This is a genomic window from Paenibacillus sp. FSL H8-0283 (assembly GCF_045040675.1).
Taxonomy (GTDB): Bacteria; Bacillota; Bacilli; order Paenibacillales; family Paenibacillaceae; genus Paenibacillus; species Paenibacillus amylolyticus.
The window spans coordinates 616,135-630,161 of record NZ_CP150295.1 but is presented as its reverse complement, the minus strand read 5'-3'; the positions used below and the strand labels follow the sequence as shown (position 1 = coordinate 630,161).

Genomic DNA, 14,027 nt, shown 5'->3' with positions numbered 1-14,027 from the left:
CAGACAATCGCCCCCACCACTGAGAAAAGTCTTCCTTTCACTTATCAGACTAACCAGATAAATTCGGCTCTGCTTTTAAAACTTTTTCGTTCTCCCACTGGCTACACTCCTGGATACTTCCTTCCTTACTTCTTACTTCTTACTTCTTACTTCTTACTTCTTACTTTTCCAATTGTGCAAATAACCCCGGCTTATAAAGCAAATGTTTACACTCACCAGACGCTAACGAATCCTGCACACCTTATATTGGGGATTTCTGTGCTATGTAAAATCTAACGAATCTCAGCCACGTTAATCCATGTCACTTCATGAATATAGGCTCCAAACATGCCCAGGTTCAGATAATAAGACGTCTACGATTCGTTAAACTTTTGAAATGGCAAAAATGCATGGAATAGCGTCTGTGGAGTTCGTTAAAGAAAGTAATCCCCACGCTCCTTCACTTCTAAATAACAAGGGACACCGCAGGATGAAATCCTACGCTGTCCCGCTCTGAATCATAGGTACGTTATGCCCCAACTTGGAACTCAAACTCGGAGTTTATTTGGAGCACCTATCGCAACGGTCCACGATCAGCAAAGTCTCCTTGCACTCACAAATCCTTAGATAAACATCGTTTTGGAGATGATGACCAGCAAGATGAACAGTACGAGGATCGTACCCATGGAACCCCAGCTTCCGCCGCCATGACCATAGGATACTCCACAACCCTGTTGATAACCATGCATCATTGGAGCCTGATTGGCATGGTGTCCGTATCCATAGCCATATCCCATTGGCATTGTTCCACAACCATATCCATACCCATGCATTTCATGACCTGTGTATTGGTATCCTTGCATATGCTCATAACCTCCCATATGTCCGTATACGTGTCCCTGTCCGTTCGGTGAATTCGGTTTTACTTCGCTCATTGTTCATTCCTCCTTAACATTTGCCTACACCCCTAAGCTATGTATTCAGCCTACCTCTGGACCGGGCTATTGCCCTCATTTTGACAAAATGGGCGTTTAGCCATGAGGTACCTTCCCCATTTTCGAAGCATACGCCATCCTTCCTTTTCTTGAATTCCACCAATTCTTCCGTTCAACCACAAGCTATCTTATATGCCTGGCTCTCCACCATGCTTGTCCTCTAGAAAAAAAACCCCACCGGTTGCCCGGCAGAGCTCGCCATATTATACCCAGAAAGATTTAGTGATGATTACGAGAAGAATGAACAGAACCAGGATTGCTCCAGTCGATGTCCAGCCGCCGTATCCTACGCCTTCAACTACGTTGCTCATGCAGAACCCTCCTTTACAAATATATTAGGGTCCAAGCGGTTTATTAGATCAAGAATGCTTTAGAGATGATGACCAACAAGATAAAGAGAACCAAGATCGCGCCAGTCGATGTCCATGCGCCGCCGTATCCACCTACTACTCCACTCATGTAAACCCCTCCTTTGATTTGAGGTACAGTTCACTATATGCACCAATCACACATGGGACCGGGCTCAGGTCGAAAAATGGGCTGTTTTTTTACCGACTATTCGTTAATTTCACCTACATAAAGGGTTAGTTCTTAAGTCGGAATGTTATGTTCATATATGTTTAAGTCATAAATAAATCCCACGGTTATATCAGCCCAATGTATGTACTATCGTTCAAAATGGATACCCATACGGTATATTATTAGCTTTTAACTTGTTAAATACAGATAAATTACCTTTTTAGTAATTATGAATACTGAAATATTTATTTATGTTATTATTTTACTAATAAAGTAGAAAGGAGTTTCTATCCTCACCACCTAAACTAGATTATCCCAAACGAAATGATGACCTTAGAAAAAATCCCAACCGATGGGAAGCACATTAGGAGAAATTAGACATAATGAAGAAACTTATTACGATTTTGGCATTAGCCACATTGCTTACTGCTTGTGGTAATTCAGAAACAAACACAACAACCAATAGCCAAACGACCGAAGCATCCAAGGCAACTGAAACTGTCTCAACAGAAGCAAAAGCTACGAAATACACTACATATAGTGGAGAAGGATTTTCTTTTGCATATCCTGAATCCTGGAAAAGCGTAGATACAAGTCAAATGAATGCTCCATCCATTAAAGCTGCTTTTTCAGACCAATCTTCGGCAGCCACATTTGCAGATAATATGAATCTGACGATTGAGGCCAGCTCAACCGGTTCAATTAATCCTGAAGAATACGCCAATAATATAGTGGATTATTACACACAAAGCGGTTCAAGCATCGGCATTTCCGATTATAAAAAAACCAGCTACACAAACAAGCCTTATAAAGAATATAGCGCTGGTGTCTTGGAAGGAGCCTATAAGCATTCCTCGGGTACAGATGTTATCCTTGTGCAGTATCTGATTCCGACCAATACAGAACTCTATACCATGACGTTGACCTACGCCAAGGATACTTATAATCAGGATGAGATCAAAGATATCCTTGATTCCCTAAGCATTACTACTTCTCTGGAGCAAACAGCACCAACTGCAACAACTGGAAATTCATCTGCCACAGCATCAGCAGCGGATTTCTTTAATGAGTTAACTCCGTACATTACAGAAGACACAGCCTTTATGGAGCAGGCATCTTATGATTTCTTTGGTAAACATAACGATGTATTCCCAGCCATTACGGCAGAACTAAGTAAAAAGGTACAGGGGCTCGTTGACTCCAATGTAACGACCCGTCATCTGAATAAAAATGTAGCCAACTATTACAATACTTTCGTACAAGTTAACGGGGAAGTCATTTCCGTTGAAGAAGATAGCTCTCTCGGAGCAACCTTCTCTATCGTTCATGTCATGGATGAGAACGGAAACGATATTATAGCGTTGTACCCTGCAACGACTGGAGATCTGCTTGACGGCGATTACGCTACTGTGATCGGTGCTCCAATTACCAACTTCTCTTTTGAAAATGTTGGCGGTGGTTACACCAACGCCACGTTGATTGGAGCCTCATTGGTAGTTGCAGATTAATTAAAATGTTAAATGAGTATACAAAAAGACCAGCTTAATGAACGTTAAGCTGGTCTTTTTGTCTTTCAGTTTATAGATGTCAGAAATTCACGTTAACTATAAACCATTAATTAGGTCTTGCCTGAAGTGACGTCAGTTTATCCTGAACCGATTGTAACTTCTGTATACTTGAGGCATCCGGTTTATCACGACGGTCGTCAATTTTGACGGATGTGGAAACACGCTGAGCTCCTGACAAAAACGGTGCTTCATGCAGAGCCGCAATTGCTGTAAAGATCTCGTTAAGCGGTCCCTCAATAATGGTGCTCATGGAAGTTAACTGATATGTAATGCCCCGTTGATGTTCCAATACCTTTTGCATGTCCGCCACATAACTGCTTAGACTGGTTGTACCCGTTCCGATTGGAATTACAGTCACTTCTGCTATTGCCATTTTGCTCCGCCTCCTCTGGGCCCCGTGAACAACCGCTGCCGCTAATTTTAGTCGATTTTTGACTATTTTTATTCTACCAGTTGAATGCGTTACAATTCAAACTGACGTGAAGACGTCATTCAAATTGTTCAAAATTTTTTTTTGATAAATCTTCAAATCTTCCAGTCCTTTTCCTTTGCGGATTCCTGGCTTAAATGGTATACTCGGAATTACGTTTTACTGTATCGGCCCACTTTACAAACACAATATGTTGGGTTACAGTATGTTGACAGCTACAAAATGTAGTAACACTAGATTTCTCCGCTTCTATTAGTCACCTTCTGCATTCTCGCGAAAAACAGGATGGAATCACCTCCAAAGGCACGTCCCTGTAGGTGTAAATCGCTTTCTCGAAACAGAGTTGACATGGAGGTTAACGGGGCTGTTTGGACTGCATCCGGTATCCTCAAACTACAGGCACATCTGCAATAGACCAAAGCTTACATAAGCACCCTTTTCTGTCGATATCCAGAACTTCTAAGACAGTAAGGAAGCCAGAGCATCCATGGGCATTTTCAGCCGCGAGGCGGGAGAATGCTTTTTATATGAGCATGTTCTGAATTGTGCTGTTTTGTGCTCCTAAAGTTGAGCGATTTAAGACATGAACTTGTCACCGCCGTTTCAGTCTGCCAAAAGCAACCTTTACCTTTTTCTCACCGTAAGACAACACTCAATTCTTTATATAAAGAATTTCTCCAATTTATCTCTTTAACATGCGAAAGCGAGGAATATTCATGCCACAAGTTGTGACCAAGCCGAACAACCGCCAGCTTGCCTTTGATGATATGCGCATCTCGGTATATGCCGACCGTACTCTGGAAGGACTGGAAATGCTGGACAAGGAACGTCTGGTACGTGGGGTAAACAGCAAGCTCCGCCGTGATGAAGTTACCGGAGACGAAATCAGCAACGCTTTTATCATGAGCGCACTGGAATTGGTAACTAAAGAGGAGCCTAATTGGAAATTTGCAGCGGCGCGCTCCCTGCTCACTTCCCTTTACAAAAAAGCGGCTACCAACCGCAGATACAAGTCTTACCCGGACGAGCCTTATGGCGCATTCCACCCTCTTCTTGTAGATCTCGTGAAGAAAGGTATCTACCGCGAAGAATTACTGGAATGTTACACCAAAGAACAGATCGACGAACTTGCTGAGTGCATTGACTACCGCAACGATCTGCTCTTCGATTATATCGGCTTGCTCACACTGGCAGAACGTTACCTCGCTCACGATTTTGACGGAAAAGTAATGGAATTGCCGCAAGAGCGTTACATGGTTATCGCCATGTTCCTAATGCACCAAGAGCCTGCCGAGAGACGTATGGATCTCGTCAAGGAAGCATACTGGGCCATGAGCAACATGTACATGACTGCAGCTACTCCTACGATGTCCAATGCAGGTAAAAAAGTAGCCGGTCAACTCTCCAGCTGCTTCATTGATACGGTGGACGACTCACTCGAAGGTATCTTCGATTCCAACACGGATGTAGCTCGTCTGAGCAAAATGGGTGGCGGCATCGGCGTTTACCTCGGCAAAGTCAGAGCTCGTGGTTCGGATATCCGTGGTCACCAAAATACAAGTTCCGGTGTAATCCCTTGGATTCGCCAACTAAACAATACAGCGGTCAGCGTAGACCAGCTCGGTACGCGTAAAGGTGCCATTGCCGTGTACCTGGACGTTTTCCACAAAGACATTCTGGCCTTCCTCGATCTGAAGCTGAACAACGGTGACGAGCGTATGCGTGCGCATGACGTATTCCATGGCATCTGTCTGCCTGACTTGTTCATGGAACGGGTGTCTAGCCGCGGCGAATGGAGCTTGTTCTGTCCACACGAAACAAAGAAAGTAATGGGCTGGAAGGACGAGAATGGTCGTGCACTCGGACTGGAAGATTTCTATGATGAGTCCTTTGGCGAAGGTGCGTTCCGTGATAAATACGAAGAAGCGGTGAATCACCCATTGCTGTCCCGGATTACAGTACAGGCGATTGACATCATGAAGCGTGTACTGAAATCCCAACTGGAGACAGGTACGCCATACATGTTCTACCGGGATACGGTTAACCGCTCGAATCCTAACCGTGCACACGGTATGGTATACTCCTCCAACCTGTGTACCGAAATTATGCAGAACCAGTCTGCCACTGTAATTGAAAAGGAAGAACTCGTAACCAAGGATGGACAAACTCGCATCGTGATTTCCAAAGTGCCTGGCGACTTTGTTGTCTGCAACCTGAATTCCATCCATCTGGCACGTGCTATACCTCATAATGTATTGGAGCGTCTCGTTCCAATTCAGGTGCGCATGCTGGACAACGTTATCGACATTAACAACATTGAAGTTCTACAAGCCCAATATACCAACAGTCAATATCGAGCAGTCGGTCTGGGAACGTTTGGACTTCACCACCTGCTTGCTCTCGAAGGCATTCATTGGGAGTCTGACGAAGCTGTAACGTATAACGATAATCTGTATGAAAAAATTAACTACCTGCTCGTGAAATCCAGTATGGAGCTGTCTAAAGAAAAAGGACATTATCCGAAATTCAAAGGTTCCGATTGGGAAAGTGGTCATTACTTCGACCAACGCGAGTACACATCAGGTGAGCGCGTAGGCGAGTTCGTGACAACCGAACAGTGGAAAGAACTTCAAGCCGAAGTACGACAAAACGGTGTACGTAATGCCTGGTTGTTCGCCATTGCACCTAACGGTTCCACGTCCATTATTGCCGGTTCAACGGCTAGTATTGATCCGCTCTATGAGCTGTTATCTTATGAAGAGAAAACAACTTACAAAATTGCCAATCCGGCTCCGGATCTGTCCGAAAAAACAAGCCCTTATTACCAAACAGCGTTCCAGGTGGACCAACATGCTTCCATTAATATGGCGGCTGCCCGTCAGCGCCACGTCGATCAGGGACAAAGTTTCAACTTCTATGTTCGACCAGATATTAAAGCAACAGAATTCCTGGAATTGCATCTGCACGCCTGGAGAGCCGGCATGAAATCAACTTATTATGTTCGTAGCCGTGCATTAACGATTGAAGAATCTTGATTTTTGCACAAGTTACGCTTTTATCCATGATAGAGAAGATTTACTAGATTCGAGGTGACCACCAGGGCATCCTGTTTTGATTGCAAAATGGCGTTGCCCTGGTTCTTTTTTACCTAAAACACGATCACAGCATCGCAAGATGTTGATATAGATGCCACATTATACAACCCTAATATATATAAAAGAATTAATGATTACACGATAACGAAGAGGACAGAACAAAGCTGAAGAAGCGGAGCTAAAAGCTTTCTGAAAGAAAGCTACTTCGGAAGCATACACTTCGCCTTTATCACCGGATTTTCCCCTTTAAAAGAGGGAATCAAAAAATCAGGGGATAACAGCGATCGGAAGGTTGTTCTGTCATCGTAGTTATACAGTGCAAATTCATTCAAGGAGTGAACGGAACAATGCAAGTACAGAAAATTTTTAACACCGAAGCCCCTAACCAATCAACCCGTATTATTGAAGGTGAATGCTCCGGTATCCTGAACTGGAACGACATTCGTATGCCTCATATGTACAAATTGTACAAAGTACTGCTACTTAACCACTGGATCGCAGACGAGATTCCAATGTCCAAAGATGCTTCCCAGTTTGCTCAACTGGACGAGGAAGAGCAACGTACGTTTAAAATCAACATCTCTCTGCTCGCGGTACTTGATTCTATGCAAACGATGTTTGTTGGTGACGTAAAACGTTACTTTACCGATTCTTCACTCGAAGCGATCTCGGCCATTATCGGACAACAGGAAGTCGTTCATAACCAATCCTACTCCTACGTTCTGTCTTCGATCGTATCTGATCGGGAGCAAAAGGAAATTTTTGAATATTGGAAACATGATCCAGTCCTGCTTGACCGTAACCGTTTCATCGCAGACATTTACCAAACATTCCGTGACGAGCCTTCTCCACAGACGTTCTTCCAGGCTATGGTCGCCGATCTGGTACTCGAAGGTATCTTCTTCTATAGTACGTTTGCGTTCTTCTACAACCTGGCCCGTGACCAGAAAATGATGGCAACCAGCCAGATGATCTCGTATATCCAGCGGGATGAAAACCAACACTGTTACTTCTTCGCTGAAGTGTACAAACAGTTGCTGGTGGACTTCCCTGAACTGAACACACCTGAGAACATGGACTACGTATACACAACCATCCATCGTGCTGTTGAGCTTGAAACCAACTGGGCACATTACACACTCAGCAACGTGCGCGGTATTGACCTGAACGAGTTGGAAGATTACATCAAGTACATCGCCAACAAACGTCTGCGTCTGATGGGTATGGAAAAAGCATATGAAGGTGTGGATGTAAACTGCATGCCTTGGATCAAACCATTCTCCGATGAAGCTCTGAATGCAACCAAAACAGACTTCTTCGAAGCTAAATCCCGTAACTACGGTAAAGTTGGCGACGATAACGGATTTGACGATTTGTAATAAAGAATAGATTATAAAAACAACACTCCCTGAACTGTGGCTATAATGCCTAAGTTCAGGGAGTGTTGTTTAATTCGTATGTACAAACATCATATTAGCGTTGAACTATTATAATTTAATAGAGATATTTCTTAATCTAATAAATTCAAGAATCGTATATAATTCTTGAAATTTTTCATTATTCAATCTTCTCTCATTTACCGTATGAATATGAAACGGGTCATACATCGTAATATTAGCAGGTGTTTCATCAGGATGATAATGAGCATGGAATTTCATAATCAACTCTTTTTGATCATCATACCAATCATACCAATATAACTCGATGAATCCCCCGTTTCGATCTATCTCCTCTACACAGTACATCTTCGATAAATCATTAAAGACAATTGTTTTACGAATAGTTCTAGCACTGCTTGGAAGACCCTGGGCACCATCTCGAATCTCCATCATAATATCTGAAAAATCATTCTCAATAAAACGAAAATTACTTTTCGGTATCTTTAAAGCCAAGACGCTGCCTCCCCAAATGGTGTTTCCAAACTTGTGCATCGGTTTCTTCTTCAGGTGTTAAGTTCAATTTAGTTCCGAGTGTCCGTTCGAATTCCCCTTTGTATTTATCTTCATATAAGGCAATTTGCCCTGTGTGGTAATCCAGGTCACTGACTTCTATTGTGGATTGGCGTTCTGCCTCTTCCTTTTTCCACATAGTCACAATCTCTTTAATCGTCGTTCTCTTACCTGATCCATATACATATGTAGTATCGTCTGGGATGAGATTATGTTTGTTGGACCCGGCTCTTTGAATCCCCATAAAACGGCCTTGATCAATCCAGTTAAAAATCGTCGTAATACTCACTCCAAAAAATACAGATAATTCTTTAGGAGTATAAGAATGTACAACTTCAATAGAAGGAATAGAAGGAACACCACTGTCTGTAATTCCTGTCGGTACATCCACTGCTTGACTTAACGCATGTTTGAGAAGAGTAACATACTTTTCTCTAAAAATATCAGCATCTTCAAAGATAGATTCATCCAGGTTACGAACAAATTCAGCATTATTTCTGACTGCAAGTGCCAGCACTTTGAACAGTAAAATACTATTATCCGAATTACTCAAGCTCTGAACTAACTCAGAAGCAATCTCATCCGTGTTCTGACTAAATATATTCTTCTCAACTCTTGTGATTCCCATATCCATCTCACCTCACACTCCTAGTATAGGATAGTAAAGTTTAACTTTCAACATCATACTTAAACAAAGTTAAACACAAATTAAACTTTATAGATCAAACTTAAAGTATACTTAAACAGTATGCTACGAAGAGCTTGATTTATACATTCTCCAACCAACACACACTTATTATATAATGAAAGAGATTCATACCCCTCCTACGGAAGTGAGGCCTATTCATGGAAAGAGAACTGCTGGATCAAATCAACTTGTGGCATGAGCAGGACCAATTCAGTCTCATTATTGAACATATTGAACGAATCCCCGTCTCAGAGCGGGATTATGATCTGATTGGTCAACTCGCCAGAGCCTATAACAATGACGCACGTTACCGCGAAGCCATTCAACATTTGTTGTCTGTCCAGGAGCGTGGAGTAAACGACCCGCTCTGGCAATACCGTTTGGGTTATGCATACTGTCATATAGCGAGTTATGAACAGGCATTACTGGCTTTTGAGAGAGCTGATGAACTTCTGCCCCATGATGAATCTACCCTTGAATTCCTTCGCGAGATTCGTCCCGAAGCGGACAAGATGCGTCAAGATCGCCAGCGTCATGAAGAGGAGCTTGCCGCATTCGAGCAGAGCGGTATACAGAACCATCTAAGAGCCGCTTCAGGGACTTATGATCCCGCAACGTTCTGGGTACAGAGTGATTATGCCCAGGAAAATCATGTATCAAAACCTTTTGATGAAGAAGAGATTTTGACTATTGAGAAGGAATTGGGTTACAAGTTGCCCGCTTCCTATATTCAACTGATGAATACGCAAAACGGCGGTATCCCTGCGCTCACTGTATTTCCCACCAAAGAAGCTACTTCCTGGGCTGAGGATCACATTGCCATTTCAAGCATTATGGGAATTGGACACGATAAAATATACGCACTCGCTGGTGAGCTGGGAAGTCGGTTCATGATCGAAGATTGGGGATACCCCGACCTGGGGATTGTGATCTGTGATTGTCCATCCGCTGGTCATGATGTTGTTATGCTGGATTATCGCTTCTGCGGCCCTGAAGGTGAACCCTGTGTAGTTCATGTCGATCAGGAAAATGATTATGAGATTACATATCTTGCGCCCAATTTTGAAGCTTTCATCCGTGGATTGGTCGATGAGGATACGTATGACCTGTCTGACGAAGAGAATGAGGATTAACACCCAGGAGGGTCTGGCCATATGACAACCCGTATATATTTTGGTTCCAATCAACTTGGCGAAGTGGCCGCAGTTTTATTACAGGATGCGCTGAATGAGCTTGACCTGGGAACTCTTGAAGATTATCGACGAACGGATAAAGGTGTTATGGGTCAGACACTGCTCATTCGCTCTTCCCGTGGAGAGTATATTCTAAAAGGCAATCCTTTATATGCAGGACAGTTACAGGAAGAAAAGTTCTTTGTAGAACAACTGGCAAAACATACGTCCATTCCTGTCCCTGATCCATATTTATTACATGAAGATACCCATCTGCTAGGCTGGAGTTATGCCATAATGCCACGCCTGCCCGGGAATCACCTGTATGATCCAGCATTCCAGGCTTCGCTGTCACAGCAAGATCAGGAAGAGATTGCCTGTATGTTTGCCCATACTTTGGCTGAACTGCACCGCTGGAAGGTGCCTGATGCCGGGGAATATGATCCTGTAGCACAGCAGATTGTTTCCTTTGCAGGCGATTATCTGGACTGGTTGTACGGAACCATTCGTCACTGGTTACATGATGCTGAACAGTACTCGGTGATTACGGATGAAGATGTTCAGTGGGTGGACGAGCAATTCAAAAATGCTGAACCGGCATTTCGGTCCAGAGCTGTTCCGTGTTTTGTTATGGGAGACTTCAAGGTCGAGAATATTCTGATTCAAAATCTGGACGACCGTTCTTCAGGGTGGCAGATTAGTGGTTTGTTCGATTTTACAACGGCCTATTTCGGAGACGGAACAGCAGACCTCACCAAAATATCCACCAGGTATGTTCGTGAGGGTCAACCAGAACTGGCCGCACAGTTCCTTCGCTGCTACCGGGATCTGGTCTGTGCAGCAAATGAGGAGAAATGCCAACACTTCCGCACACGTCTCCGCATGCATCTGCTCTATCAACGTATCTTGTGGTGGGGGGAAGCCAAAGCGACAGGACAAGTGACGTGGGCAGCCGACCTGCCTTTTGCACAGTGGGCGCAGCAGTCCATTAATTCGATTGTCGCATTGTTAGATTAGTAGATTAGTTAGTAGATTTGGACAGGTCGCTCAATGGATAGCGGCCTTCCAAACTAACATATGTATCGTTCCATACATAGCGCCCAACATGCGGGCGCACGTATAAAACCGCCAGAGATCATCCTTGATCTTTGGCGGTTTTCCTCATCTCACTATATTTAAGTCAACGATGGAATCTCTCAACTTAAGCTTGTGCAACGGGTGACTCCTGATGTTTCTGCAAAAACTCCAGCATCCGGCGGTACACAAGAATCTCGTTTGTTTTCCTGGAGAAGCCATGACCTTCATCATCCAAAACGATGTATTCCACATCAAGTCCCTTCGACTGGAGCGCGGCCACGATCTGATCGGATTCGGCCTTCACGACCCTTGGATCATTAGCACCCTGAATGACCAACATTGGGTTCACCATCTGATCGAGATACGTAATCGGTGAATCCTTCGTTAAACGTTCGCGGTCACGGACCGGATCACCCAGCCAGTTATCCATCATCGGTTTCCAGTCTTCCGGCACGGATTCCAGGAATGTGAACAAGTTACTTGGCCCAAAAATATCGACCGCTACCCGAAACAGTTCCGGATGGCGACCTGCCAATAACAGGGTCATATATCCCCCATAACTTCCACCTACCACAAACAACCGCTCTGGCGAGGTAATCCCCTGATCAAACAACCAGTTGATTCCGGCAACACAGTCCAGCCTTGGGCCTTCGCCCCAATCCCGCTCAACCAATTTAACGAATTCCGCACCATACCCGGTACTGCCCCGGAAGTTAGGTGCAAAGATATGATAGCCCTGAGCGAGCATCATCTGGAACATCGGCCGAAAAAACTTTGCTTCGGAAGATTGCGGCCCACCATGAGGCCAAAATACGGTGTAACCATTGGCCTGCTCTGGTTTTGCTTTGAACAAGAGAGCTTCAATCTCCAGTCCGTCGTAGGAGTTATACTGAATAACGTCAGGGTACACGAGATCACTTGGGTCCAGTCCGGTTACCCGATTGGCAGTCAGCGGCTCCCAGGACTCAGCACCTGCTATTTTGCGATAAATGTTATGCGGTTGGATCGCTCCACGTCCGAGGATATACACATTGCCAGCCTTTGTAACGTTCACCTGCTCTATCGTATCCAGCGGCATCTCTATGCGCCGAGGCTCATCGGCATTTTTGCCCAATACGTACATACGATTCTCCGGCCCTGTAAGTGTCCAGAAATATAAGGTCTCGGAAGCCTGATGCCAGCGGATAAACTCCACATCTTCCCCTTCGATTCTGCACAATAAGCGGAATTCGCGGGTATCGATACGGTATTCAGCCACATAGGCGTATGCGGAGTCATCATTGGTAATGAACAGAAGACGATTATCATCTGCAAAAATCAGATCAGATACCTGACTATAACGTTCTGAGACTGGCAGAATCACCATTTCTTCATTGTTACGATACAGATGCGCCGTCTGATACGTATTGGAGTACATTTTTAAAATGACATAACTCATCTCGTCAGGACTTACAGCAACCAGGCTGCTCGTAACCTCTTCTCCACTGTATAACAGTTCATCTTCCCCTGTCTCCAGATCGATGCGGCGTGAATTCAGATAATTCGGATTACCCGCGCTGGTAACAAAATAGAGACGTTGTCCATCCTCGGACAACTCAGCGAAATAACAGCGATCATTCGGTTCCGCCGGAACCACAGGCAGTGGAACACCACCCTCGGGTGGGAGTGCATATAGATGATAGTTCTCATCTCCATCCCGATCAAACGCGGTAAGAAGATGACGCCCCTGTGGGTCTGCTTTGATAAATTGACTGCTCTGATTCAAGTACGTTAAAGGATACGGGTATCCTCCAGGCAAATCCATCGCCCAAATATTCGGCTGACCGTTCAGATTGCTGTCCATGAACAAACGTTTCTCGTCTGCCGATACGGCAAAATGCGAAATACGGTACGTCTGAAAATATTGCTCGACATCCGGTTTAGGAAACTGAATCATGACAAACCTCCTTGGAATTGAACCAACGAATTTAACATTGGTAAATTAAGGTACCATTTGTCCATATTATAGGTAATGCCAATGTTTAGACAATAGATATGTGAGTTATAATTCCAGATTTTCTCGATTTGCACATGAAACTCACGTATAAAAGGTCATATGATCTTTGTCTTCGCGATAATAATCCAACCTTTGCTTCATCGTACCTGTATGCAGTTCAAACAAATGACCATCCGGGTCGGTAAAATAAACGGATAATGCATCCCGCGGATCTCTTGGCCTTCCGGGAAGAATGTCTGCCCCCGCTGCTCGCAGCTGCTGCACAGACGCGTCGAACTCCTCTTCTGTAACGGTAAATGCAATATGGGTATAGGTTCGTTCCGTATAGTTGCGAATAACATCCTCCTGATTCAGGGCAATCCAGAGACCGGCAAGCTCAAAATAAGCCAGTTTGCGTCCTTTTACCTGAATTTGGGCACCGAGAGCCTGCTCATAAAAGGTAATGGCCCGCTCCAGATTGGATACGGAAAAACACAAATGATTAATTCCTTGAATATTCATGTGGCTCCTGACACCTCCATCGATTTAAGGATCTATCCTTATTATGGTATATTCTGTG

Annotated in this window: 13 protein-coding genes; 5 read left to right on the top strand and 8 right to left on the bottom strand. The window is 44.2% G+C overall.

Translation table 11 applies throughout. The features are described 5' to 3' along the window. Nucleotides 1–602: 602 nt before the first annotated feature. From MHI52_RS02965 to MHI52_RS02955, 3 genes are all read right to left on the bottom strand, one after another. Nucleotides 603–914, bottom strand: coding sequence for a hypothetical protein (locus MHI52_RS02965; protein ID WP_017690878.1), 312 nt, complete (start codon nucleotides 912–914; stop codon nucleotides 603–605). A gap of 263 nt (nucleotides 915–1,177) precedes the next feature. Further along, nucleotides 1,178–1,285 (bottom strand): hypothetical protein, encoded by a 108-nt coding sequence (locus MHI52_RS02960; RefSeq protein ID WP_017690879.1) that lies wholly within the window; start codon nucleotides 1,283–1,285, stop codon nucleotides 1,178–1,180. Nucleotides 1,286–1,328: 43 nt separating this feature from the next. Further along, a complete protein-coding gene (locus MHI52_RS02955; RefSeq protein WP_017690880.1) occupies nucleotides 1,329–1,433 on the bottom strand; it encodes a hypothetical protein in 105 nt (34 codons plus the stop codon). 443 nt (nucleotides 1,434–1,876) lie between these two features. On the opposite strand from MHI52_RS02955, the gene MHI52_RS02950 reads away from it, so the two are divergent. Then, entirely contained in the window at nucleotides 1,877–3,001 is a 1,125-nt protein-coding gene (locus tag MHI52_RS02950) for a PsbP-related protein (protein WP_405158414.1), read from the top strand. Nucleotides 3,002–3,107: 106 nt separating this feature from the next. Here MHI52_RS02950 and MHI52_RS02945 read toward each other — a convergent pair whose 3' ends face one another. Further along, on the bottom strand, nucleotides 3,108–3,434 hold the full coding sequence (locus MHI52_RS02945; RefSeq protein ID WP_017690882.1) for an MTH1187 family thiamine-binding protein: 327 nt from the start codon (nucleotides 3,432–3,434) through the stop codon (nucleotides 3,108–3,110). 773 nt (nucleotides 3,435–4,207) lie between these two features. Between MHI52_RS02945 and MHI52_RS02940 the strand changes: the two genes are divergently transcribed. Then, on the top strand, nucleotides 4,208–6,526 hold the full coding sequence (locus MHI52_RS02940; protein ID WP_405158413.1) for a ribonucleoside-diphosphate reductase subunit alpha: 2,319 nt from the start codon (nucleotides 4,208–4,210) through the stop codon (nucleotides 6,524–6,526). Nucleotides 6,527–6,933: 407 nt separating this feature from the next. After that, nucleotides 6,934–7,965 carry a ribonucleotide-diphosphate reductase subunit beta gene (locus MHI52_RS02935; RefSeq protein WP_036607380.1) on the top strand — a complete coding sequence of 344 codons (1,032 nt, stop codon included), beginning with the start codon at nucleotides 6,934–6,936 and terminating at the stop codon, nucleotides 7,963–7,965. A gap of 108 nt (nucleotides 7,966–8,073) precedes the next feature. Here the strand turns inward: MHI52_RS02935 and MHI52_RS02930 are convergent, their stop codons facing one another. Further along, the gene (locus MHI52_RS02930) at nucleotides 8,074–8,478 is read right to left on the bottom strand and encodes a DUF6516 family protein (protein WP_405158412.1); all 405 of its coding nucleotides are present in this window, start codon (nucleotides 8,476–8,478) and stop codon (nucleotides 8,074–8,076) included. Next, entirely contained in the window at nucleotides 8,453–9,169 is a 717-nt protein-coding gene (locus MHI52_RS02925) for a helix-turn-helix domain-containing protein (protein WP_127547744.1), read from the bottom strand. The genes MHI52_RS02930 and MHI52_RS02925 overlap by 26 nt, the downstream gene beginning before the upstream one ends. A 212-nt stretch (nucleotides 9,170–9,381) precedes the next feature. Here MHI52_RS02925 and MHI52_RS02920 point away from each other — a divergent pair, with 212 nt between their 5' ends. Together MHI52_RS02920 and MHI52_RS02915 are read left to right on the top strand one after the other, a co-directional pair. Then, a complete protein-coding gene (locus tag MHI52_RS02920) occupies nucleotides 9,382–10,356 on the top strand; it encodes an SMI1/KNR4 family protein (RefSeq protein ID WP_405158411.1) in 975 nt (324 codons plus the stop codon). Between the two features lie 21 nt (nucleotides 10,357–10,377). Then, complete coding sequence (locus MHI52_RS02915) at nucleotides 10,378–11,412, top strand: phosphotransferase family protein (protein ID WP_405158410.1); 1,035 nt, start codon at nucleotides 10,378–10,380, stop codon at nucleotides 11,410–11,412. A gap of 184 nt (nucleotides 11,413–11,596) precedes the next feature. Here MHI52_RS02915 and MHI52_RS02910 read toward each other — a convergent pair whose 3' ends face one another. Next, nucleotides 11,597–13,408 (bottom strand): S9 family peptidase, encoded by a 1,812-nt coding sequence (locus MHI52_RS02910; protein ID WP_405158409.1) that lies wholly within the window; start codon nucleotides 13,406–13,408, stop codon nucleotides 11,597–11,599. 141 nt (nucleotides 13,409–13,549) lie between these two features. After that, nucleotides 13,550–13,969, bottom strand: coding sequence for a metallothiol transferase FosB (gene fosB / locus MHI52_RS02905; protein ID WP_036607427.1), 420 nt, complete (start codon nucleotides 13,967–13,969; stop codon nucleotides 13,550–13,552). Nucleotides 13,970–14,027: the final 58 nt, after the last annotated feature.

Coding starts and splice junctions, on each gene's coding strand:
- MHI52_RS02945 (WP_017690882.1), bottom strand. CDS start 3,434: ATGGCAATAGCAGAAGTGACTGTAATTCCAATCGGAACGGGTACAACC.
- MHI52_RS02960 (WP_017690879.1), bottom strand. CDS start 1,285: ATGAGCAACGTAGTTGAAGGCGTAGGATACGGCGGCTGGACATCGACT.
- MHI52_RS02920 (WP_405158411.1), top strand. CDS start 9,382: ATGGAAAGAGAACTGCTGGATCAAATCAACTTGTGGCATGAGCAGGAC.
- MHI52_RS02950 (WP_405158414.1), top strand. CDS start 1,877: ATGAAGAAACTTATTACGATTTTGGCATTAGCCACATTGCTTACTGCT.
- MHI52_RS02940 (WP_405158413.1), top strand. CDS start 4,208: ATGCCACAAGTTGTGACCAAGCCGAACAACCGCCAGCTTGCCTTTGAT.
- MHI52_RS02910 (WP_405158409.1), bottom strand. CDS start 13,408: ATGATTCAGTTTCCTAAACCGGATGTCGAGCAATATTTTCAGACGTAC.
- MHI52_RS02925 (WP_127547744.1), bottom strand. CDS start 9,169: ATGGATATGGGAATCACAAGAGTTGAGAAGAATATATTTAGTCAGAAC.
- MHI52_RS02935 (WP_036607380.1), top strand. CDS start 6,934: ATGCAAGTACAGAAAATTTTTAACACCGAAGCCCCTAACCAATCAACC.
- fosB (WP_036607427.1), bottom strand. CDS start 13,969: ATGAATATTCAAGGAATTAATCATTTGTGTTTTTCCGTATCCAATCTG.
- MHI52_RS02915 (WP_405158410.1), top strand. CDS start 10,378: ATGACAACCCGTATATATTTTGGTTCCAATCAACTTGGCGAAGTGGCC.
- MHI52_RS02965 (WP_017690878.1), bottom strand. CDS start 914: ATGAGCGAAGTAAAACCGAATTCACCGAACGGACAGGGACACGTATAC.
- MHI52_RS02955 (WP_017690880.1), bottom strand. CDS start 1,433: ATGAGTGGAGTAGTAGGTGGATACGGCGGCGCATGGACATCGACTGGC.